General features: G+C 34.6%; 24 protein-coding genes. All 24 read left to right on the top strand.

Features of this window, described 5'->3' with window-relative positions:
- Positions 1 to 72 precede the first annotated feature (72 nt).
- Complete coding sequence (locus tag V9L04_RS01540; protein WP_338792302.1) at positions 73 to 726, top strand: hypothetical protein; 654 nt, start codon at positions 73 to 75, stop codon at positions 724 to 726.
- Positions 727 to 728: 2 nt separating this feature from the next.
- Positions 729 to 1235: a hypothetical protein gene (locus V9L04_RS01545; RefSeq protein WP_338792303.1), complete on the top strand. Its 507-nt coding sequence runs from the start codon at positions 729 to 731 to the stop codon at positions 1233 to 1235.
- A 3-nt stretch (positions 1236 to 1238) separates the two neighbouring features.
- Entirely contained in the window at positions 1239 to 1802 is a 564-nt protein-coding gene (locus V9L04_RS01550; protein WP_338792304.1) for an N-acetylmuramoyl-L-alanine amidase, read from the top strand.
- A complete protein-coding gene (locus V9L04_RS01555) occupies positions 1774 to 3588 on the top strand; it encodes a hypothetical protein (RefSeq protein ID WP_338792305.1) in 1815 nt (604 codons plus the stop codon). The genes V9L04_RS01550 and V9L04_RS01555 overlap by 29 nt, the downstream gene beginning before the upstream one ends.
- A 19-nt stretch (positions 3589 to 3607) precedes the next feature.
- The gene (locus tag V9L04_RS01560; RefSeq protein WP_338792306.1) at positions 3608 to 4540 is read left to right on the top strand and encodes a hypothetical protein; all 933 of its coding nucleotides are present in this window, start codon (positions 3608 to 3610) and stop codon (positions 4538 to 4540) included.
- A 102-nt stretch (positions 4541 to 4642) separates the two neighbouring features.
- A complete protein-coding gene (locus V9L04_RS01565; protein WP_338792307.1) occupies positions 4643 to 5320 on the top strand; it encodes a hypothetical protein in 678 nt (225 codons plus the stop codon).
- A 125-nt stretch (positions 5321 to 5445) separates the two neighbouring features.
- Positions 5446 to 5811 carry a hypothetical protein gene (locus V9L04_RS01570; RefSeq protein WP_338792308.1) on the top strand — a complete coding sequence of 122 codons (366 nt, stop codon included), beginning with the start codon at positions 5446 to 5448 and terminating at the stop codon, positions 5809 to 5811.
- The gene (locus tag V9L04_RS01575; protein ID WP_338792309.1) at positions 5798 to 6253 is read left to right on the top strand and encodes a hypothetical protein; all 456 of its coding nucleotides are present in this window, start codon (positions 5798 to 5800) and stop codon (positions 6251 to 6253) included. The genes V9L04_RS01570 and V9L04_RS01575 overlap by 14 nt, the downstream gene beginning before the upstream one ends.
- A 1-nt stretch (position 6254) precedes the next feature.
- Complete coding sequence (locus tag V9L04_RS01580) at positions 6255 to 6566, top strand: hypothetical protein (protein ID WP_338792310.1); 312 nt, start codon at positions 6255 to 6257, stop codon at positions 6564 to 6566.
- Positions 6567 to 6605: 39 nt separating this feature from the next.
- Positions 6606 to 7406, top strand: coding sequence for a hypothetical protein (locus V9L04_RS01585; protein ID WP_338792311.1), 801 nt, complete (start codon positions 6606 to 6608; stop codon positions 7404 to 7406).
- 3 nt (positions 7407 to 7409) lie between these two features.
- Positions 7410 to 7625, top strand: a complete 216-nt coding sequence (locus V9L04_RS01590; protein ID WP_338792312.1) for a hypothetical protein — start codon at positions 7410 to 7412, stop codon at positions 7623 to 7625.
- 3 nt (positions 7626 to 7628) lie between these two features.
- Entirely contained in the window at positions 7629 to 7952 is a 324-nt protein-coding gene (locus V9L04_RS01595) for a hypothetical protein (RefSeq protein ID WP_338792313.1), read from the top strand.
- Between the two features lie 27 nt (positions 7953 to 7979).
- Entirely contained in the window at positions 7980 to 8381 is a 402-nt protein-coding gene (locus tag V9L04_RS01600) for a hypothetical protein (protein WP_338792314.1), read from the top strand.
- An 8-nt stretch (positions 8382 to 8389) separates the two neighbouring features.
- The gene (locus V9L04_RS01605) at positions 8390 to 9262 is read left to right on the top strand and encodes a hypothetical protein (RefSeq protein WP_338792315.1); all 873 of its coding nucleotides are present in this window, start codon (positions 8390 to 8392) and stop codon (positions 9260 to 9262) included.
- 117 nt (positions 9263 to 9379) lie between these two features.
- Complete coding sequence (locus tag V9L04_RS01610) at positions 9380 to 10048, top strand: hypothetical protein (RefSeq protein WP_338792316.1); 669 nt, start codon at positions 9380 to 9382, stop codon at positions 10046 to 10048.
- A 105-nt stretch (positions 10049 to 10153) separates the two neighbouring features.
- A complete protein-coding gene (locus tag V9L04_RS01615; protein WP_338792317.1) occupies positions 10154 to 11035 on the top strand; it encodes a hypothetical protein in 882 nt (293 codons plus the stop codon).
- Positions 11035 to 11688, top strand: coding sequence for an N-6 DNA methylase (locus tag V9L04_RS01620; protein ID WP_338792318.1), 654 nt, complete (start codon positions 11035 to 11037; stop codon positions 11686 to 11688). Before V9L04_RS01615 ends, V9L04_RS01620 begins: the two co-directional genes overlap by 1 nt.
- A gap of 5 nt (positions 11689 to 11693) precedes the next feature.
- A complete protein-coding gene (locus V9L04_RS01625) occupies positions 11694 to 11897 on the top strand; it encodes a hypothetical protein (RefSeq protein ID WP_338792319.1) in 204 nt (67 codons plus the stop codon).
- A complete protein-coding gene (locus V9L04_RS01630) occupies positions 11884 to 16221 on the top strand; it encodes an SNF2-related protein (RefSeq protein ID WP_338792320.1) in 4338 nt (1445 codons plus the stop codon). The genes V9L04_RS01625 and V9L04_RS01630 overlap by 14 nt, the downstream gene beginning before the upstream one ends.
- Positions 16221 to 17864, top strand: a complete 1644-nt coding sequence (locus tag V9L04_RS01635; RefSeq protein ID WP_338792321.1) for a hypothetical protein — start codon at positions 16221 to 16223, stop codon at positions 17862 to 17864. The genes V9L04_RS01630 and V9L04_RS01635 overlap by 1 nt, the downstream gene beginning before the upstream one ends.
- Positions 17861 to 18145 carry a hypothetical protein gene (locus V9L04_RS01640; protein ID WP_338792322.1) on the top strand — a complete coding sequence of 95 codons (285 nt, stop codon included), beginning with the start codon at positions 17861 to 17863 and terminating at the stop codon, positions 18143 to 18145. Before V9L04_RS01635 ends, V9L04_RS01640 begins: the two co-directional genes overlap by 4 nt.
- Positions 18146 to 18183: 38 nt before the next feature.
- Positions 18184 to 18585 (top strand): hypothetical protein, encoded by a 402-nt coding sequence (locus V9L04_RS01645; protein WP_338792323.1) that lies wholly within the window; start codon positions 18184 to 18186, stop codon positions 18583 to 18585.
- Positions 18586 to 18638: 53 nt separating this feature from the next.
- Positions 18639 to 19460 carry a hypothetical protein gene (locus V9L04_RS01650; protein WP_338792324.1) on the top strand — a complete coding sequence of 274 codons (822 nt, stop codon included), beginning with the start codon at positions 18639 to 18641 and terminating at the stop codon, positions 19458 to 19460.
- A 66-nt stretch (positions 19461 to 19526) separates the two neighbouring features.
- The gene (locus V9L04_RS01655) at positions 19527 to 19919 is read left to right on the top strand and encodes a hypothetical protein (protein ID WP_338792325.1); all 393 of its coding nucleotides are present in this window, start codon (positions 19527 to 19529) and stop codon (positions 19917 to 19919) included.
- Positions 19920 to 19980 lie beyond the last annotated feature (61 nt).

A 19980-nucleotide genomic window follows, 5' to 3' on the forward strand; every position in this document is an offset into this window, starting at 1 on the left:
TACCAACCAATTATTAGAAAAGAAAACGGATAGTATTAGTCAATAAATTAGTAGATAGATAATTTTAGAAAGATGCAAAGGAACGACACTACCTCTCTCATTTATGAAGACGACCATTTAGATTTAGAAGGATTAGATGGAAAGAAACGAAAAGCTAAAAAAGCAGCCAAAAAAAACAAGCGCAAGGCTAAAAAAGCCAAACGAAAAAAAAGGCGTAGGAAGATTTGGGGTTTTTTAAAACGTTTTAATCCTGCCTTATCTGCCATCCGAAATGGACTTTATGCAGCAGCAAAAATTGACATGAAAAAGATGTCTAGTCGTCTTCGTTACGGTTACCTCAGTCCCCAAGAAGCTCAAAAATTAGGAGTTGATTTGAACAAACTAGGCAAAATCAAAAAAACACTCACAAAATTAGAGCGCACAGTTGAGAAGTTAGGAGGGAAAAAGAAAAACCTCAAAAAAGCAATCTTGAAAGGACGTGGAAACAAAGACCGTAAAGTGCCTTTAAACGGTGTCGTTCCTTATCTATCTGAATTTGATTCTTACGAAAATGAAGTAAACGGATTAGGAGAAGTTGCTACAGCTACGGTAATAGCAGCAGCAACACCTATCATTCTGGCTACTTTAAACATGATGAAAAAAAGTGGAGTAGATACTGAAGAAGAAATGTATGATAGCTCACAAACCGATTACGACCCAGATGAAGAAGAATTACCAGAGGAATAATTATGAATACAGGTGCAAAAATAGCAGGAACAGCAGGAGCAGTAGGGGTGATATTTGGTACTTATTACTTAGCCAATCTAAAGAATACAGGTGATAAAATCGTACTCAAAACGAAGCCTACTGTATCTAAGGGCGTGGTTTACGTGGATGTAACTGTTCAGAACCCAAGCCAAACGAGTTTAAAAATTTCGCATCCTTTTGTAAAAGTCTATAAAAGTGCAGAAGATGTAAAAATCAATGAGCCGTTTTTATCCTCTCAAGTTGAAAGCCAAATACACACTATACAACCGAGTGCAGAAACACCTTTTCGTATTCGCATTGGTGGAATTACAGAGATTATTACAGCCGTTGCGACATCAGCCATTAGTATCATCAAAGATATTATAAAAGGTGGATTGAAAAACATGAAGGAAGTAAAAATATATCTTGTAACAGAGCTTACTGTAAATGGTCGTATTCCCTACAAAACCCAAGACGAATTTACAATTTCGCCACCTCCAAAAAAGTAAACAATGGCTTATAGACCACTACCCGATGAAGCAGTAGAGTACATAATGATTCATACGAGCGCATCACCACAAGAATACACATGGGAATGGTTACGCTACTACTTCTTAAAAATCCTCAAATGGACAGTAGAAGGCTACCATATTATTGTAGAAGACACAGGATTAGTAAAACGACTTGCACCACACGGTAGTCAGTCAAACGGAGTAAAAGCATTCCGAGCAAAGGATATTTATATCCACAATGGAAATACGATACACCTTTGTTGGGAAGGTGGAATGAATGGAGAGGATAACCGAACCGAAATGCAAGAAAAGGAGCTAATACGCACCTTAGAATGGTATTTATGGAAATATCCAAATGCTAAAATATTAGGACACAATCAAGTAGCCGTCAAGTTATGCCCTTGTTTTAATGTTATTGAATGGGCAAGAAAGATTGAGTACACAGATTTACACACTAACAAACGTCGTGTAGGCATTCCAGAAGAACGCATTTACAAAGGCGATAATTTTAAAGTTTTAAGTTACCATTTCGGCTATGACATCAAAAAACAAAAGGTCGCTTAAAAACGGCTATCAGTATGATTCCCTCATTGCCAAAGCTGATTTAAAAACACTCAAATTATCCAATTTTATCAATGTGGACGAAACCGTACAATCAATGAAAATGATTGTACAACAACGTCATAAAGATACGGCTCAACTCGCTCAACAGCTTAAAAGAAACACTATCCAAGATACGTGTAAAGCTATTTTTGATTTTGTTTATCAACACATTCAATATACCAAAGATAGAGCAGGATTTGAGGAAATACGCACACCAGCTCGCACATGGGCAGACCGTGTACACGGTGTTGATTGCGATTGCTACTCAGTCTTCATTGGCTCAATCCTCTATAATTTAGGGATTCCCTTTGCCTTCCGAGTAACGAAATATTCAGCCGATTGGCAACACGTTTATCCGATTGCTTACGATAGAGATGCACCCAATTATCAAGAGTTTCAAACTGACGAAAATGGAAGGGAAGTTCTTGTACGCACCAAAAAACCAAAATCCTACAATATCATTGATTGTGTAGTTGATGATAATGATTATGAAGTACCTTATACCGATAACAAAGACTACAAGATGAGTACATTAATGCTTAGTGGAATAGACACAGAAACTCAATATAATACAGAAACTTCTGTGATGGAAGATTTAGCAGGTTTGGGACGTGCAAAAAAGAAAGCAAAAGCCAAGAAGAAGGCAAAAAAAGCTACAAAGAGTAGTTCAAAAAAGGCAAAAAGAAAAACGGCGAAAGCAACTAAAAAAGCAGCCAAAAAACAGAAAAGAGCAACCAAAAAAGCAGCCAAGAAACAGAAAAAAACTACTAAAAAGAAAAAAGGACTTTTTTCTAAGGTCAAATCAAAGCTCAAAAAAGGAAAGGAAAAACGAAAAGTAAAACGAGCTGCCAAAAAAGAAAAAAAGGCAGCCAATCCAAAGAAAAAAGGACTTTTCTCAAAAATAAGAGCCAAGAAAAAAGCTAAAAAAGAAGCTAAAGCAGCCGAAAAACTCAAAAAAGCTACACCCATTCAAACGAGCAGTCCTACTATAAAAACGAGTACGCCTACTATAAAAATAGCTACTCCTCAAAAGCAAGTGATTGAAAAAGATGAGTTTGATATGCCAGAAGTTGATACACCAGAAGTAATTGAAAAACCTCAAGAGTGGATTTCAGACGATGGGGAAACGTACAACAATCAAGGTAGTTGGGGTGGCGATACAAAAACAGCTACTACAACAGCAGAACAAGACCCATTCTTTGATACTGCAAAGTTAGACAATGAACTCAAAGATGATTTTGCAGACGAAATGGAAACAACTGCAAATCAAATCAAGGAAACAGGTCTTACTATCAGTAAAGGAGCAGCTATGATTAAACTGCCAAATGATGAAGAGGACTATGATGATGAAGGCAATCCTCCAGTAAATTTAGATTTAGATGAAGATGAACCAGAGGAAGGCGAAGAAGCTGATAAAAAAGGTTTGCCAAAAGTCTTAGACCAAGCTCTTACTTATACCAAAGAAAACCCAGCTATTGTTGCAGGGGTAGCCGTTGGTGTTCCTGTTGGAATTTGGGGAGTGAGTAAAATAGTGAAAATGATAACAGGCTCTAAAGCTGTTGCACCACGTAGTCGCACAATGAACGGAGTTGATGGATTAGACGGATTAGATGGAACGAAAAAGAAAGGCAAAAAGAAGTCTAAAAAGTCAAAATCAAAGTCAAAAACTACCACTACCTCTGCACCCAAAACCCACTCTAAAGCACACCGAAAACACGGTAGAGCTAGTTTTAATGGATTAAAATAAAATCAACAATCTTTCAATTATGAGCAATATTTTAACAGCACAAAGCAAAGGGAAACTAAAAGAAAGTGGCGTTCAAACAGCCGTAACTCTTATGGCTACGATTGTAGGTGCTTTCACAGGACAGGCAATTGGTAGAACAGGTTTTTTAGCTTCTATGCCAGTCATTTTTGCAGGAGAATACTTTGACCAACCCTATGTAACAGCCGTAGGTGCAGGTATGGCAAGTTCATTAACTGCACCAAGTAGTGTAAACGGAATGGACGGATTAGATGGCACAAAGCTATTTAATTTAAAAGCAGCCGAAACACGAGTAAAAAACCACGCTAAAGCACTTCAAAGAGCCGTTTTTTTAGGCGAAGTAGAGCCAACAGGCGAATCTTACACCTACTATTTATCTGATAACGATATGGGTAAAAGTGTAGGTACTATTGAAAATCAATACCAACAATTAGAAGCTAGAGAAACTATGAGCAAAATATCCCCCTTCATTGAAGAATTAGGCGAAGCGTTAGCCGAATACGACGACTTTTTAGACGGTTATGAGGACATAGACCTCATGGAAACATTCGGTAAAATACGACACAACTTAGAAGGAATCAGCGAAGCTGTTATGAACAACCCAGAACTCATGGGAATTGATGACGGATTAGATGAGGAAACTATGGAGCAGATAGATGCTGTAATCGGAATGCTACACGGTGCATCTATGCAAGGCTTATCTGGAGATGATGAAGAATTTATCGAAAACATCTCTTATGAAATAGGCGCATTAGAAGGACTTTTAGGTATGGAAGATGATGAAGACGATGACGATGAGCTGAACGGTAGTGATGATGATGATGAGTTTGATTCTAATCTCAATGGTTCTGATGAGTTTTCAGAAAGTTCCATTTTATTTGGTCTAAATGACTATGAGGACGATGAAGACGATATTATGGACGGTTTATTTTAAGCTATAAAAAGCTATTCAATCAAAGAAAAACAACAAAAACAATTTTAATTTTCATTTAAAAACAGTTGCTCCCAACAGTAGCAACAACAACAATTTTCAATTATGGAAGAACTATTAGGTGTTCAAGGAAAAAAAGCTAGAGATGGTGGAAACAAAGGTTCTGCAATTGGTATAGCAACAAAAAAAGCTGTTCAGTTTGCTATGTCAAACTCAAGTTCAAGAGTTGCCTTTATGCAGTTCATGGAATCATCAGAATTTGATGCAAGTTTACGTGAGAAAATCCTCAAAAATGATGCTCGTTTGGCTGACAGTATGATTTATTCAGTACAGAAATTAGAATCTGTAACAAAAATGTTCCTTTCGTCTGACGTAAAAAGTATTGGTCTTACCAATTTGGATAATAATCGTTTGCCAAAAGGAGAAGCCTTTGTAGTTGATGGTATTACACTTTTACGTTTGCCAGTAACAGCATCAGGAGCAACTCCAACAGCCGACGAAATCAAAAAAGCAACATCAATCGCATGGAAAGGTATCACAGGCGATGCAACAGCCGTATTGACACTAAAAGCACACAAAAGAGAAATCGTATCTGATTTACCTTGTTATGCTTTTATCAATGCTGACAATGTACAAGTTTCTCACTACTCATTAGAGAATCCACGTCTTATAAAAGATGAAGGCGAAATTGAAGCAGAGCTTATGATGCCTACAATGAGTGGTGTACCTGCAAATACGTATGTTATGCTAATCTTGACAGGTACTCGTGTAATTCCTAAGTAGTAGGAAAAAGTTATTTAAGACCGTTTTGGTGCTAATAGGGAAAAAAAGGCACACGCACCGTAATTCGTGTGTGTGTAGCCTTTTTTTGATTAGCTCATTTATCAACTACTTACTTATTTATTACCATGAAAGTATCTTATAAACAATATTCCTTTGATGTTACTGACTCACGAATTGACAAACAATTTGATTTGCCTAGTGAAGCCAAAAAAGTAACAGGAATTAGGCTTGATAGTCCAGAAGAAACATTATTGAGCAACCGAGGAAGCGCACGAATTGAAGTCTCTAATCGTGAAATCTTTCCAGAAAATTTTCCTGCAAAATTCATCATGTTTGGCGAAGAAGTGCCAGCAAGTGAGAGGATACATTTGCTAGATGAACCTATCACAGCGCATACTATCAAAATTCGTTTTCAAGACGAACCAAGTCCAAGCAGTCCAACAACAACCGTTTATCCAGTTACTCTAATTGTCCGTTATGAAACCCTCTAAAACCTACGAACCAGTCAAATACATTGTACACCGTGTACAAATGGATTTGGACAAAGTAATAAAATCATCCTTCAGGATGCCAAGTGATGCCACAAAAATTGTAGGCATTACAGCAACATGCAATGAAACGAATGAATATTACAAAGTAGATTTGAGAACGATAGCAGAAATTAGTGTAAATCTTAACACAGAAGTTTCCTCTTTTTTTAGAGTGAATGTAAAACTTCCAAAAGGCAAATTAAAGAGAAAATTAGAACTTAATCGTCTTGTATTACCTGTTAAAGCAGGAGATATAATAAAAGTTATCAGTACAGATAAATTGAGTACAAAATACTATTGTCATGATGCTTTTAGTAATGGTTTTTCAAATGGTTTTGGTTCAATAGATAAATTTTGTCCAGACCCTAAATATACAGTTACACTTGTTTTAATGTATCAATAAAATGATAGACTACATAGAAAAGCGTTGCAAAGAAGTTGGCATGACCAATTACGCAGTAGATGTAAGATTGATGATTCTTGAACCAGAAGAGACAATAACCAAAGAACTACATTATGGCGAGTTTTGGGTTATCGATAATCCAAAAACAGATTTTGGAATACTCGTATTCTCTGGAGATGGATATTTTGGCGAATTTGGAAAACAAACCAACGAAGCTACACTTCAACATTCTGGAACTGTGAAAATTACAAACATTACGTACAACCGTCAAACGCTGCAATTTTGGCAAGTCGTAGATTTAGCCAAACAATAAAAGAAATTCCCTAAAAACCACCCAAAACGAAAAAAAACTATGGCTAGTTCAGTAGTAAACAAACCGTACTCCGACAAAACTCTTGAAATGTTACTAAAAGTAATAGAGCAAGGAAATAAAGAATATTCAATTACCATAGACAAAATGCCTATTGTTACACGCACAAATGACCCAGAATTATTTTATGATTTCATGGATTATTTAGAGCCTACAACGCAATTTGTAACTGTTAAAATTTATCAAGGCACAAGCAGACATTCTGATGCTACTTGTTTAATTATGCCACAAAATTCTTTAAATGGAACACCCCAAAAAGCAGCAGAAGAAGCAAATGAACCAAAATTAAATATTGCTAAAGCCAAATCAGATTGGGAAAAAGACAGAAGAATTGAAGATTTAGAGGAAGAAGTAGAGTATCTGACAAAAAAAGTCAAAACAATAAAGCGAAAAGCTGAAGAAAAAATTCAAGAAGTAAAGGACAAGCAAAATAGCCTTAGTGGTGTTTTAGAAACATTTGCACCAGCAGCAGCACAAATATTAGCTACTTCTAAACTCTCACAAGCGTACCCAGCACTAGGAATGCTAGGAAGTTTGAACCAAGAGCAACCAGAACAAGAAACACATTATAATCCTCCACCAATTAGTGAGGTGAAATTTTCAGCAGCGAGTGAACCATCACTCACAGAAAAACAACAAAAACAATTACAATTTTTTAAGCAACTAGAGAAGAATTTTGAAGAGGTTGAATTAGTAACCATTTTTGATTTTCTCAAACGAGCTGCACACGATAAAGAACTTTTAGAAAACCTTATTCCAAACGATAACGAAAACGAATTTTAAGCTATGACAACCTATAATTTTAATCAGTTCAATGCTACTTTTCAAGCTACATCTGACGAACAAGCATTACAATTAATTAACGCTTTTCATCAAATGCTCAACAAAAATGTAGATAATTTGGACGGACTTCTCACAATAGCACATCATATTAATTCTGAATCTAAACAATTCAAAATGATAAAAGCCTTAGCTATGAAAACCACAAAAACGAAGAAATAGCCTATGAACCCATTAGAAAATATAAAATCTTTCATGGAAGACCTAAAAAACCATGAAATAGAAAGTCTTAATCCTTCTTTTATTGAAGAGCATAAATCAGACATTCTTTTGACTGCACTTATAATAGGGATGCAGACTACCATTGATACAATTATAAATCAAACGGTATCTCATTGTAGAAGAGAAACTAACAGGCTTATCGAAAAAGAACACGAAAAAATGGTAAATGACAAAGACTATTTTGAAGGTATCAAAGAAGAAGTTGCTTGTCGTGAGAATCTTGATAATATAAATCCTGATTGGATTAAAAAATCGGAATTAGGATAGTAAAAAACTGAATAACGAAAAAAAGCTATGAATCCACTACTTGCAATAAAAGCAGCCGAAATATTACCTAAACTAGCCACATTAGCCTTTGTCATTGGAGTTCCTGTTACAACTGTTATTTTGGTTCGTAAGAGTGTACGTAAAGCACAGGAAAATAATAATTTTGGACAAGCTACTGATGCTGAAAAACCAGAATTTTATGCTATACAGTTCTATAATGCTCTTTTTACGGATTGGACTGACTGGAATGTAGATGAGGAAGAGTGTTATCGATTGTTGAAATTAATGCCTTCTAAGCGTTTTTTCAATGACGTAAACAAATCGTATCAGAAAATGGCAAAAGGAATACCACTAACAAAAGATTTAGTAAAAGTAGGTAGCGATGATTATAAAATTGTTGCACGACTAATTGAGCAAATTCCAAACTAGAAAAAATTATGAAAACAGGAGTTATTTTGGCGATTACAGCCGTAGCAGCAATAGGAGGAGGATATGCAGTAGCAACTTCCGAAAATGAAAAAATTAAAAAACTGATAGGGAAAGGAAAAATAGAGCCAGTAAAGACAATTCCACCAAGAACAAATACGAGTTACAATAGTGGATCATCTTATAGTTCAGCAAGTGGCATCACTTCAAGAAGTCCAAAAGCTGATATTATTCGTTTGCAACAGGCTCTTATTGCAGCAGGTCATTTACCAGCTACACAAAAGACAAAAAGTGGTGCAACAGTATCAAGTGCTGACGGAATTTGGGGGACTATGACCAGTACAGCATTAGCAAAAGCAGGATTAAGTTCTCCAGTAACAGAAGCTCAACTCAATTCTATCAAAAAAGGGAGCAGCTCATCAAGTTCTGTAAATGAATCACACGCTGATATTGCTTCTTACATTGCTAAAGAAATGAGGTCTTTCACAACAAACTATGATGGTATCTTATCTAAATTAAAAGATAAAACCTCTAGTGAAATTAAATCTATTGATGCAGCTTATCGTCAGTATAGTTCGAAAGGATTGAAGAAAGATTTTGAAACAACTGATAAAGGTGGAAAAGTATCATGGGACACGCTCAACTCACAGGCTATCCGTGATATTTTAAATGATTCTGGATTATCTGGAGTAGGTTATGGAATGGTACGTACAAGAAAAACCTGTACAATCCAAGACCCAAAAGGAAATGTAGTCGTAGGCAAAGATGTTATTTTGGGTAAAGTGATTGCAAAAGAAAAACACCCAAACGGCAAAGTATATATTCAAACTATCAACGGAGGACAAGTAATTGCTAATCCGAATGACCTTATAGACCATAATTAAAAATGGAAAAGAAACACACAAAAACGGACACCGTTTTAGAAATTTTATCTTATGCTATTCCAGTAGGACTAGGAATAAGACTGATTAAAATAGCTTTATCGCCTAAAAAATAATTGTATGCTTCTTCCTACATTTTTAAAAAAGTCTAAATGGAAAGTAAACGAAAGACCGTATGAATTGAATTTGGTCGGTTTTCGTTCTACGAACACCAAGGCAAACCGTTTTGATGATACGTTTGTGTGTTTTTTTAAAAATAGAAATGGATTTTGGGAAATAAACAGATACGACTGTACAACTGATACAGGAACATATTGGTTGAAAAATCCTATGACAGAAGGAGGAACAGCAATGCTTCAAGCAGGACAATATGTAAATGCTTATCAACTCGGTTCGCATCGTGGTAAATATGAAGCTCTTGTTCAGCGTGGCGAGGTTCTAATCCGAAGAGATTATAATAAAGATAATCGTTTGGATTTTATGAATGGTAAGTTGATGAAAGGTTATTACGGCATCAACATTCATAGAGCGAGTAGCAACGGTACAACAAAGTTTGTAGATGAGTATAGTGCAGGTTGCCAAGTTCTAGCAAATGCCAATGATTTCAATGAACTTATCTCACTTGCAAGGAATCATGCAAATATGTATGGTAATCAATTTACTTATGGACTGATTGATAACCGAATGCAACAACGTACAATACTAAGAAGAACGGCATATGCTACTAGCCTTTTTGCATTAGGAGCTGTCGGTTTGAGTATCTACGAAAAGCAAAAATTAGTAGCTTAAAAATCCCTCCCCAAAGCACTAAAAGATAACTTCCTATAAATGAAATTTTGGGTGAAGTGTTTAGAGAAATTCAACTTATTTTTTATTAAAAAAACTATCAAAATCATGTCATATTCAGAAAGACAAATTATTTCTATTGAAGAGTTAGGAAGAAGATATAATCCAAATAACAATCTTTTAGATTCGGTTATTCAAACAGGTATTTCTCAAAAGTTATTGCCAGACAATTTTCGAAGTATAATTGGTAGAAATACTGATACTTCGGTATGGCGAGCATCATATAGCAGAGCTGAAGATAATGGATTCGTGTTTGCGAAATATGGCGAGCCAGATACAGACTTCTACAAAAGTTTTTCCAAAAGAACTGATACACAGATTATGAATACAAATATTTCTATTTGGAAAAATAAGATGTATAGAAGTTTTTATTCGCAAGCTATTGTTTCTTTAAATAAAGTAAGAGAATCTGCACCTTCTCTAATTCCTACTTTCTCAAAAATATTTATGTACATACTTCGCAATAAAATTGGTATTTCTGAGAAGATACAGAAAGTTGTCATGCAGAATAGTGGATTAAGTGGTCTTAGTGGTGGACAAATCGCACCAAAGGATAATAAGTGGGTGAAACCAGTTGCAGTCGTAGCGATTGTAGGAACTGTTCTTGGTGTTGGCGTTTGGAAAAAAGACGAAATCATGGCAGCCGTGAGTGGTAAAAAATCAAAATCTGTAAATGGTCTTGATGGATTAGACGGAACGAAAAAGAAAGGCAAAAAAGCTACTTCAAGAAAAGGAAAAAAAGGAAAAGGCTTAGGCAATGCAGGAATGACAAAAATAAAAGCCATTCAAGCAAGAGCTAGAAAACTGCAAAAAGAAAGTGGCTACACCATGAAAAATGTGAAGGAAATAGAATTTAAAAACACTAGACAGAGCCGTCCAAAATTGTCATGGCAAGATGCCTTGAAACGTGCAGCTAGAGAATTAAGATAATGGAATACAACGAAGGAAAACGAACAGGCAAACAGAAGCTAAACGCATTTTTTACTCCAGAACAAATCTGTGAACAAATGTGGGAATTGGCAAAAGTTCATGGGTATGATGGTGGTTCTGTCTTAGAGCCGTCCGTCGGAACAGGAAATATGATTGTTCATGCTCTAGATAAAAGTAAAGTAGTAGGTTTGGAAACCGAAATAGAATATTTTGAAACAGTAACAAAACGTTTCCCTACCTCTACTTTTCATAATCTGTTCTTCGAACAACTTTTTTTACAACCTCCACGCTATCGTAGCGATTATGCAGGAAATACGACATGGCTTGCAGGTTATCCTTTCTCGCTCATAATCGGAAATCCTCCTTATGGAAAATTTACAGGTCGTTGGGCATCGTATTTTCCACGCAAAGGAGAGCCAAAGATGTCCAGTTATGAATTTTTCTTTATTTGGTACGGATTGAAACTACTCAAAAAAGAGGGTTTGTTAGTGTATATCGTTCCTCAAAACCTTCTCAATACAGGTTTTACAGCCTACAAAAAAGAAAAAGAAGCTATCCTAAAAGTAGCCAACATTATAGATGGTTATGAAATGGGAAGCCTTTTCAAAGACACTAAAGTTCCTACTCATATTATCGTACTCAAAAAGAAATAAATTTTATGGAACGTGAAGTCCGAATAGCAATAAAAAACGCATTAGACAAATGCAATGAAACAAAAACACCTAAAATCTGTGAGTTAAAAAGCACCCAAAAAGGCTATCTAAAAGTAGAATCTGACATTTTGGGCATCATGCTCAAAAATAATCTTAGTCCTTCCGAAGCTATTGCTCATGTTGAAAACTACTTAAATGATGTCGTCTAATTATTATAGTGAACGTATTGGTCTTATCAATCATATTTCTGCAAAAATGCAACGATATGGACAACATAAGGATAAAGAAACAGCACAGGACTATAAAGCATTGCAGTACGGTTTTATATCTGATTTTGTTCGTTCACAGTACAAAAAAGAGTTAGAAGAACTAGAATCAAAATATGATAAATCGGTAGAGCCTACACCAGAAGAGTTGTGCAGTTATGGAAACTTCTTTATAAAAAATCCCAATAAAACAGTAGGCAAAAAATTCCTTTCTACTTCATTTTACTTCTCTGTTCAGTCAAAGGCTACTTTACAGGAAAGTGTAGAAATGCTAAAGAGAAATATAGCGATTGAAAAATTAAAACTCATACAAGGCAAAAAAGGTACAGTTTCGCAACGAAACATAGACCTTTTTATGAATAAAAAGCCAGAAGACGATAATCAGCAAAAAATAAAACTCAAAATGAAAGCAAAAGCCTTACAGTTACGTCGTAAACGTGCCTTAGCATTACTCAAAATGGAATCAAAAGGATTGAGTGGTTTGGACGGTATTTTAGGTTGTTTAGGAGAAGTAGATAAAAAAGGTATTGAAAGTAATAGGAGCAAATTGGCTCAACTTATAGCAAAAGAAACGGATAGTAAAAAACTGATAAATACCTTTGAGGATAATTTTAAAAGGTATAATCAAGGAATTACCTTATCAGAAATCAAAGCATGGGTTTGGTACAAACAAAGTCAAGGCAGTCCGATGCGTGGTTGGGAAAAATACTTTATCAAAACAACTGGAAAAGTAGAAGAGGTACTCGTAACTACTCAACCTACACGTATCAAAGACAACCGTTTTGTTGATGAAACAACTGTTCCATCTGGGTCAATTTTAGGGAAACCTACTCGTTTCAAAAATCAATACGGTAAAGATAATTATGTAATTTTCACGGATAAAGAAGGTAGTTTAAAATGGGTAAACAAATCGCATGTTAAAGTAGAGCGTACACAAGCTACGGCAGACCCAAAAGAAATAGATAAATTAATTAAAGAAGGTGTCCTGTTTTTTGGAGAAGCTGACCTTTTGCCTTTGCCACTTTACACCTTTGGCAATATCTATGATAAAATACTCGCACTTGAAACGCATAAAGAAAAGATTGTATCTGAATATGGACAAGCTATATATGATAACCATGTTCGTGTTTTAGAAGAAGCAAAACCTCGCTCTTTATCTGTACTCAACCCAGATTCAACCAAACGTTTAAAAATTCTACCTTTTTCAGAGTTTGCACTCAAATACACCGTAGAAGAAGATAAAGACGGAAATCCAGTAGAAAAAAACCTAAATGAGTTTTTTAAAACGTGGTTAAACAGAAATGCTAATCTGATAGAAGTTGATGGTATTTCAGTAAGAAATATTATAGATATTTATTTAGATGGAGGAAGAAAGCCAAAAGAAGAAAAAGAGTTTTTAGAAAAATACACACGAGAAGAAGGGGATAGGTTATTTGATATTTTCCTAAACAAAGGAATATCTATCAATGACCAAAAACGTTTAGATATGTCTTGGAACAGACAATACAACGGTTTTGCAAAACTCAATTATAAAAGAGTTCCTATTGGATTAGCTACCTGTGCATTATTTAAAGGAATGCCTTTAACTTTCATGGACGCTCAACGAGAAGCGATTGCATTTATTGATGCAACAGGTTCTGGGTGTTTAGGGTATGATGTAGGTGTTGGTAAAACAATGGCTGCGATTCTTATTGCAGCACAAAATATTCAGAATGGAACGTATTTACGCCCTTTAATCGTAGTTCCTAAGCCTACGTATCAAAAATGGATAAATGAAATTGTTGGATATACTGACAAAAAAGGAAACTTCATTGAGGGCATTCTTTCTCATTTAGACATAAAAATCAATTCACTTGGAAACATGGGAAAAGGATATATCAATCCAAAAACCATAAACAAACAAGTAGAAGAAGGTAGTGTATCAATCGTTACGTATGAAGGACTAGCAAAAATTGGTTTTTCTGAAAGTTTAGAAGAAGAATTATTTAGCTCACTCGCTAAAATTCTACTTCATGTTGATGATAACGATACTGAAACCGAACGAGAAAAAGAAAAACAATTCGAAAGGTTGCGTTATCTAATTGGACGTAGTGCAAAAGGTACTATTGCTGATATAGATGTGATGGGTTTTGATTCTATTTTTGTAGATGAAGCACACAATTTCAGAAATGTTTTTGCTTATGTTCCAGCACAGGAAGGTACAAAACGATATAGTGTAAGTGGACAAGTATCTGGTAGAGCGCAATCATTATTCATGATATGTAATTACATACAGAATAAATTTGGTGGAAATATAATTTTACTTACTGCTACACCATTTAATAACAGTCCTTTAGAAGTGTATAGTATGCTTTCTTTAATTGCACTCAATAAAATGCAAAAGGCAGGGATAGGTTCTATAACGGAGTTTATGGAAACATTTATTCAAGAAACTAGCGAATATGTAGTTTCTTCTACAAATAGTTTGAAGCAACGACCTGTTGTAAAATCATTTCAAAATAAGCGTTCATTACAGTCTTTAGTTTTCAATTATATCAACTTTAAGACTGGAGAAGATGCAGGTGTTCGTCGTCCTGTTAAGATAAATTTACCTAGACTTTCCTACAAAGATACAAATGGAAATGTAGTTCAGTTAGCACCAAAAGACCAAATAACAACCTATTTGGAAATGACTGAACTTCAAAAGATTTATCAAGAGCAAGCCATAAGAATTGCAGAGAGTGGAAGTGGACTGAAAGAACGTGGTGCAAATACGCTAATCGGAATGAGTTTGAGCCGTAAAAACGCTTTCAGTCCGTTTATGATAAGTAAAGACAAGCCAGAAGATTATCAAGACTTTGTTGATAATAGTCCAAAGATAAAATACACCATGGAGTGTATTAAATCAATCCAAGAACATCATAAAAAGACCAATACGCCTATGTCTGGTCAAATTATTTATTCCAACATAGGCAAAGATTTTTTCCCTTTTATCAAAGAATATTTAGAGAAAAAATTAGGATTCAAAACTGGTGTTACCTTAAATAACCGAAAATTTGATGAAGTAGAAATAATTACTTCAGACGGAACAGCAGATAGAAAGGAAGCTATAAAAGAAGCGTTTCTAAATGGTACTGTAAAAGTGATCATCGGTTCTGCTACGATTAGAGAAGGGATAGATTTGCAAAGAAAAGGAACAACTATATTTAATCTTTACCCAGATTTTAATCCTACTGATTTACGTCAATTAGAAGGTCGTATATGGCGACAAGGCAATGAATTTGGCTATGTTCGTGTTGTTATGCCACTTGTTCAAAACTCTATGGACGTGTTTATTTTCCAAAAGCTAGAGGAAAAGTCAGCACGTATAAATGATATTTGGTCTAAAGCTGATGACGATAGCAATGTTCTTGACCAAGAGAGCCTAAACCCAAGTGCAATCAAATACGCATTATTCACAGACTTAAAAAAATTGACTGTATTGCGATTAGAGGAAATACAAAAGGATATATCAAAATCTAAGATAAAAATAGAAAATGAACTAAGTACCCTTTCTAAAATTGAAGCAGCACAAAAAGTAGCTAATTCTTCTAAAAGTAGAGTTATTGATAAGGTTGATTCTTTCAAAACAAAAGTAGTAAATTTTCTTGAACTTCATAAAGACACCAAAAAAGAGGAAAACGAACTCAATAAAACGATAACAAAATATAAATCTATTTTAGATTTAATTAATGTTTTTGATAAAGAAGACGATAAAGCTCTTGTCAAGTTGGGTGTCAAAATTCAACAAATAGACGATTATAGGTCATACAATTATTTTAGAGAGGACGGTAATGACCAATTAGGCTTGTTTAGGGCAGCTTTGACGATTATCTCACAATCTAAGGATATAATTTTGAGATATGAGAGCTTAGAAAAAGCCATTGAAACTATCCAAAAGTCTTTAGATAATCAAAATGAGGAACTTAAAAAACTCAATACGGCTGAATTTAAAAATGAAATTTTGAATGAAATAGTAGAAGAGAAAAAGAAACTCAATATTGAGGGACGTTCCCCACAAGATGCAGCGAAATACTTTGTTAGTCTAAATTATCTACTAGACTACAAAATGGCTGATGTAAATGATATAAATGGAAACCCACTTCCTACTGACAAACCAAAATCTACTCCTGTAAAATTGCTACACGATGGTAGCAAAGACAAACTAAAAATTAAACTAAAACTGAAAGCAAAAGCACTTCAATTACGTCGTAAACGTGCCTTAGCCTTACTCAAATTTGCAGCCTAATGACTTATCAAAACTACTTAGACAAATATAAAAGTGTCAATTTTAGTACAGCTAATTTTGATAAAGAAATTATAGAGGTGTTCAATGATGGACATGCTATGATTACCGAATTAGCAGAAAATGGATTGTTAGAAGATGAGGAACTTCAACAGGACATCAATGAGCATTATGATTTTTTTAATGAAATGCTTAAAAAACTAGGTTCTTCTACAAAAACGAAAAAAGAGAATCCACCAAAAAAATCTTCAGTAAAAAAGGGAGCTGCACCAAAAAAGACTCCAGTAAAAAAAACACCTGTTCAGAAGGAAAAAAAAGAAAAAAAAGCAACTACTCGTAAACCAAAACAAGAAGCTACACCAAAAAAACAGTTTCCTTCTCCAAAAAATGAATCTGAAAGTCAGCTCGCAATTACATTTGTAAAATCGTTTTTGTTGATGTTAGGAAAAGAAAAAGAACGTAAAAATGTACAAAATTTACTTAATCGTATTAATAAAGCTGCAAGTTCACAACAAATACGAGCAAAAAGTGTGCATTCCGAACCTATCAATTATATAGCTAAAAGTTTAGTTGATGCCTTAAATTCTGATTACAACAGGTTTAGATTTTCTTTAGATAAAGTAGGAAGTGAAGTTTTAGAGCCGTATATGAATGCAAAAGAAGCATTACCAAATGTTCTACTTCGTTCTTTCTACAACTCTCAAAACAAAAAATTTAGTAAAACACAGGCTAATCTTCTAAAACGATTAGAGAAAATTGAGGACACAGATAATCCGTTTTCGAAAGAAATTACTGAAGCTATAAAAGTTCTCAAAAAAGCAGAACAAAACAATTCTACTATCCAAGCTACAAAAACTACATTACGAGGTTTAGAAGGCATTTGTAAAAAAAAAGCTAGTCTAAACGGTTTTGAAAAAGTAAGTAGAAAAGCTGTCATAGCAGGAGCAGCTTCTGGAGCAATTGGTGGAATGATAGGAACAGTTTTGCAACAAAGTTTAGCAGGTGTTGATGAATATCAAGATAAGTTTCTATCTGGAGAAGAAATTTTAGCAAGCAAATATACGATTGTTCCGATGTCGAAAGAGTTTGTAAAATCAGGGTATGATGGAATACCAACCGATGCAACAATATTTGTATATGGAAAGCCTAAAAATGGCAAATCTACCTACTGCATGATATTGGCAAAGGCTCTTTCTATGAATGGTAAAGTTTTATATGTTGGAAACGAACAAATACGAAAAGGAAAAGCTGTAAAATCGTTTAAAGATTTGGTACAAATTGTTGGTACTAATCCTAACATAACCTATTCTCAACACATACCTTCAAATCTTAAAGGTTTTCCTTTTGTGATTTTAGATTCAGTCAATACATTGGATATTAGCTATGAAGAATGGTTACAATTAAGAAAAGAGAATCCAGACACTTTCTTTGTTTTAGTTTCTCATGTTTCTGCTTCTGGTAGGTTTAGAGGAACAGAACAAATGGCACATGATGTAGATGTTTTAGTGGAAGTGAAGAACGGTAGAGCTTATGTTACCCAAGGAAGATATGGAACAGGTGAGTTCCAAATTTTTGAAGAGAGAGAGGGAAAAAATGAAGAAAATGAATATGAATTTGAGAGAAATGAAAACTACTTAGTATTATGAAAATCTATCAAAAAAACGGCTTAGTCATCGTAGAAGATAAAGGAAGAATTGTAGATGTTCTACCAGCAGCCGATATAAGAATGACACCAGCTACAACAGGTATTTTAATTACTTCCGTACAACATAATTTTTACAGAAATGTAGAAAAAGTAAGCGATGAAGAGGGCAACGAATATCCTACTGTTGAATTAGCTATCCAATATCTAACTGAAAATTTAGGACTTTCTAAAACAGAAGAATCAAGAGAATTTTCAGACGAATTCTCTGATGAATTCGCTTAAAAAAACAACTATTAAAAACCACTTACTTAAAAAATATTATGGGACAAATCACAACCCTATCAAACGATTCTTTACTAGATAATGTCAAAAAAGGCGTTACAGCAGCTAAATTAAAAGCTATTCATACGCTTATTGATACTGAAATTACAAATAAAACAACTGAAATTTTACGACCTGTTTCAGTTGTTGGAACTTCTACAAGTTCTATTTTGAATGTTGCTAATCCTTATCCTTCAAATACGCTTTCAAAAATAGCTATCTACAAACAAATCTATGTCAATGGAGTGGACACAGAAATAGGATATGAGGAAAAAATACCTACAAAAATCACTAAAAATGTAGCACTTCAAAATGATAGTTACAAAATTGAAGGACTTGATGATGGAAAATATCATGTTGTATTCAATCCAGCAGCTACATTTATTCCTTATACGGTTTAATTAACCAATAAAGAATAATTAAAAAAAATACTTACTTAAAAATAATCGAAACAATGGGAGCAATAAAAGTAATATCCGACCAAGTCATACTTGATAATGACAAAGAACTTATCACACCAGCAGTAGTAAGACAAGTAAATGATGTGATTGATGCACAAGTAGAAGCTGCAAATACTTCTATCACTACAATCAACGAAAGTATTAATACTTTAAATAGTGGAGTTATTCCGAATGGGGGAACAACAGGACAGTTACTAGCAAAGGCATCAAATACGGATAAAGATACAACTTGGATAGACCCTACTGGTGGTGGAGCTAGTGGCGATTTTCTACCCATAATTGGAGGAGTAATGACTGGAGATATTGACATGAGTGGTAATTATATTTCAAGAGTAAATGGAATCTCAACGAATGATGAAACACTAGATGCCGTAGCTATTAATTTACAACAACGTCTTTTTCATTGTGCCAATGGCGTTCCTTTTGGTTATCACAGTGATTACTCTGCAAATTATACAGCAAGAAGTATTGTTGATAAAGCCTATGTAGATTCAAAAACTAAAACAGTATTTGCAGATATAGTAGCTGGAGTAATTGAAGTAGATTGTCCGTTTGCTGATTCACAAGGCATTTCTTCTAACATTGCTCATCTTGATATTTATCTCATGAATTTAGCAGGAAACCAAATTCTTTCACTTTCACATTTGAGTAAGTTTGCTTCTTTTACTCGTTCGGTAGGTCTTAATCCAATTTATACTATTACACTAGAAAATGACCAACCTCAAACTGGCACATGTCAAATTGTATTTACAGCAGCACCTTTCCTAATCATAGATGATTCTGGAGGGAATCAACCTCCACAGGAAGCAGGTTAATTTTAATTCAAATTCAAATCTTTGTGCTTTAGTATTTTATTCACTTATTTATTTCAATCAAAAAAAATGACAACAACAACAACAACCACCACAACTATTACTACTGTAGTAGAAGAGTGTTGCAACGAGCAAAACAAAACAGTAATAGGCGAATGTGTAAATAATGTAATTTACTTACCATGCCCTTTCACAGATGAAAATGGAGTATGTGATACTCTTTCTATTATCTCTGTGTATAAACAAAACTACACAGCTCAAAGTCCGAACGCCATGGTCTCCATGACAGAGCAAAAAATCTGTGCAATTGAGCGTGGTGTTGGATTGAATCTTGGTTATCGCATTGAGCTAGAAAATGTAGAAGATGGAAAGTACCAAGTCGTATTTGCTTCAGCTAAATATGTACCTCATGACCCTCCTGCTGGATTTGGAGGAGCGCAACCTATTGGTGATATAGGTTAGAACTAAAAAAAGGTAATTATACAAAAAGCTATGTTTGAAAAAATGTAGCTTTTTTTGTGTT

The sequence above is a fragment of the Bernardetia sp. MNP-M8 genome, from assembly GCF_037126285.1.
Classification (GTDB): domain Bacteria; phylum Bacteroidota; class Bacteroidia; order Cytophagales; family Bernardetiaceae; genus Bernardetia.

What these genes read in the sequence shown, in the direction of transcription:
- V9L04_RS01540 (WP_338792302.1), top strand. Translation starts at nt 73, where the DNA reads ATGCAAAGGAACGACACTACCTCTCTCATTTATGAAGACGACCATTTA.
- V9L04_RS01545 (WP_338792303.1), top strand. Translation starts at nt 729, where the DNA reads ATGAATACAGGTGCAAAAATAGCAGGAACAGCAGGAGCAGTAGGGGTG.
- V9L04_RS01550 (WP_338792304.1), top strand. Translation starts at nt 1,239, where the DNA reads ATGGCTTATAGACCACTACCCGATGAAGCAGTAGAGTACATAATGATT.
- V9L04_RS01555 (WP_338792305.1), top strand. Translation starts at nt 1,774, where the DNA reads ATGACATCAAAAAACAAAAGGTCGCTTAAAAACGGCTATCAGTATGAT.
- V9L04_RS01560 (WP_338792306.1), top strand. Translation starts at nt 3,608, where the DNA reads ATGAGCAATATTTTAACAGCACAAAGCAAAGGGAAACTAAAAGAAAGT.
- V9L04_RS01565 (WP_338792307.1), top strand. Translation starts at nt 4,643, where the DNA reads ATGGAAGAACTATTAGGTGTTCAAGGAAAAAAAGCTAGAGATGGTGGA.
- V9L04_RS01570 (WP_338792308.1), top strand. Translation starts at nt 5,446, where the DNA reads ATGAAAGTATCTTATAAACAATATTCCTTTGATGTTACTGACTCACGA.
- V9L04_RS01575 (WP_338792309.1), top strand. Translation starts at nt 5,798, where the DNA reads ATGAAACCCTCTAAAACCTACGAACCAGTCAAATACATTGTACACCGT.
- V9L04_RS01580 (WP_338792310.1), top strand. Translation starts at nt 6,255, where the DNA reads ATGATAGACTACATAGAAAAGCGTTGCAAAGAAGTTGGCATGACCAAT.
- V9L04_RS01585 (WP_338792311.1), top strand. Translation starts at nt 6,606, where the DNA reads ATGGCTAGTTCAGTAGTAAACAAACCGTACTCCGACAAAACTCTTGAA.
- V9L04_RS01590 (WP_338792312.1), top strand. Translation starts at nt 7,410, where the DNA reads ATGACAACCTATAATTTTAATCAGTTCAATGCTACTTTTCAAGCTACA.
- V9L04_RS01595 (WP_338792313.1), top strand. Translation starts at nt 7,629, where the DNA reads ATGAACCCATTAGAAAATATAAAATCTTTCATGGAAGACCTAAAAAAC.
- V9L04_RS01600 (WP_338792314.1), top strand. Translation starts at nt 7,980, where the DNA reads ATGAATCCACTACTTGCAATAAAAGCAGCCGAAATATTACCTAAACTA.
- V9L04_RS01605 (WP_338792315.1), top strand. Translation starts at nt 8,390, where the DNA reads ATGAAAACAGGAGTTATTTTGGCGATTACAGCCGTAGCAGCAATAGGA.
- V9L04_RS01610 (WP_338792316.1), top strand. Translation starts at nt 9,380, where the DNA reads ATGCTTCTTCCTACATTTTTAAAAAAGTCTAAATGGAAAGTAAACGAA.
- V9L04_RS01615 (WP_338792317.1), top strand. Translation starts at nt 10,154, where the DNA reads ATGTCATATTCAGAAAGACAAATTATTTCTATTGAAGAGTTAGGAAGA.
- V9L04_RS01620 (WP_338792318.1), top strand. Translation starts at nt 11,035, where the DNA reads ATGGAATACAACGAAGGAAAACGAACAGGCAAACAGAAGCTAAACGCA.
- V9L04_RS01625 (WP_338792319.1), top strand. Translation starts at nt 11,694, where the DNA reads ATGGAACGTGAAGTCCGAATAGCAATAAAAAACGCATTAGACAAATGC.
- V9L04_RS01630 (WP_338792320.1), top strand. Translation starts at nt 11,884, where the DNA reads ATGATGTCGTCTAATTATTATAGTGAACGTATTGGTCTTATCAATCAT.
- V9L04_RS01635 (WP_338792321.1), top strand. Translation starts at nt 16,221, where the DNA reads ATGACTTATCAAAACTACTTAGACAAATATAAAAGTGTCAATTTTAGT.
- V9L04_RS01640 (WP_338792322.1), top strand. Translation starts at nt 17,861, where the DNA reads ATGAAAATCTATCAAAAAAACGGCTTAGTCATCGTAGAAGATAAAGGA.
- V9L04_RS01645 (WP_338792323.1), top strand. Translation starts at nt 18,184, where the DNA reads ATGGGACAAATCACAACCCTATCAAACGATTCTTTACTAGATAATGTC.
- V9L04_RS01650 (WP_338792324.1), top strand. Translation starts at nt 18,639, where the DNA reads ATGGGAGCAATAAAAGTAATATCCGACCAAGTCATACTTGATAATGAC.
- V9L04_RS01655 (WP_338792325.1), top strand. Translation starts at nt 19,527, where the DNA reads ATGACAACAACAACAACAACCACCACAACTATTACTACTGTAGTAGAA.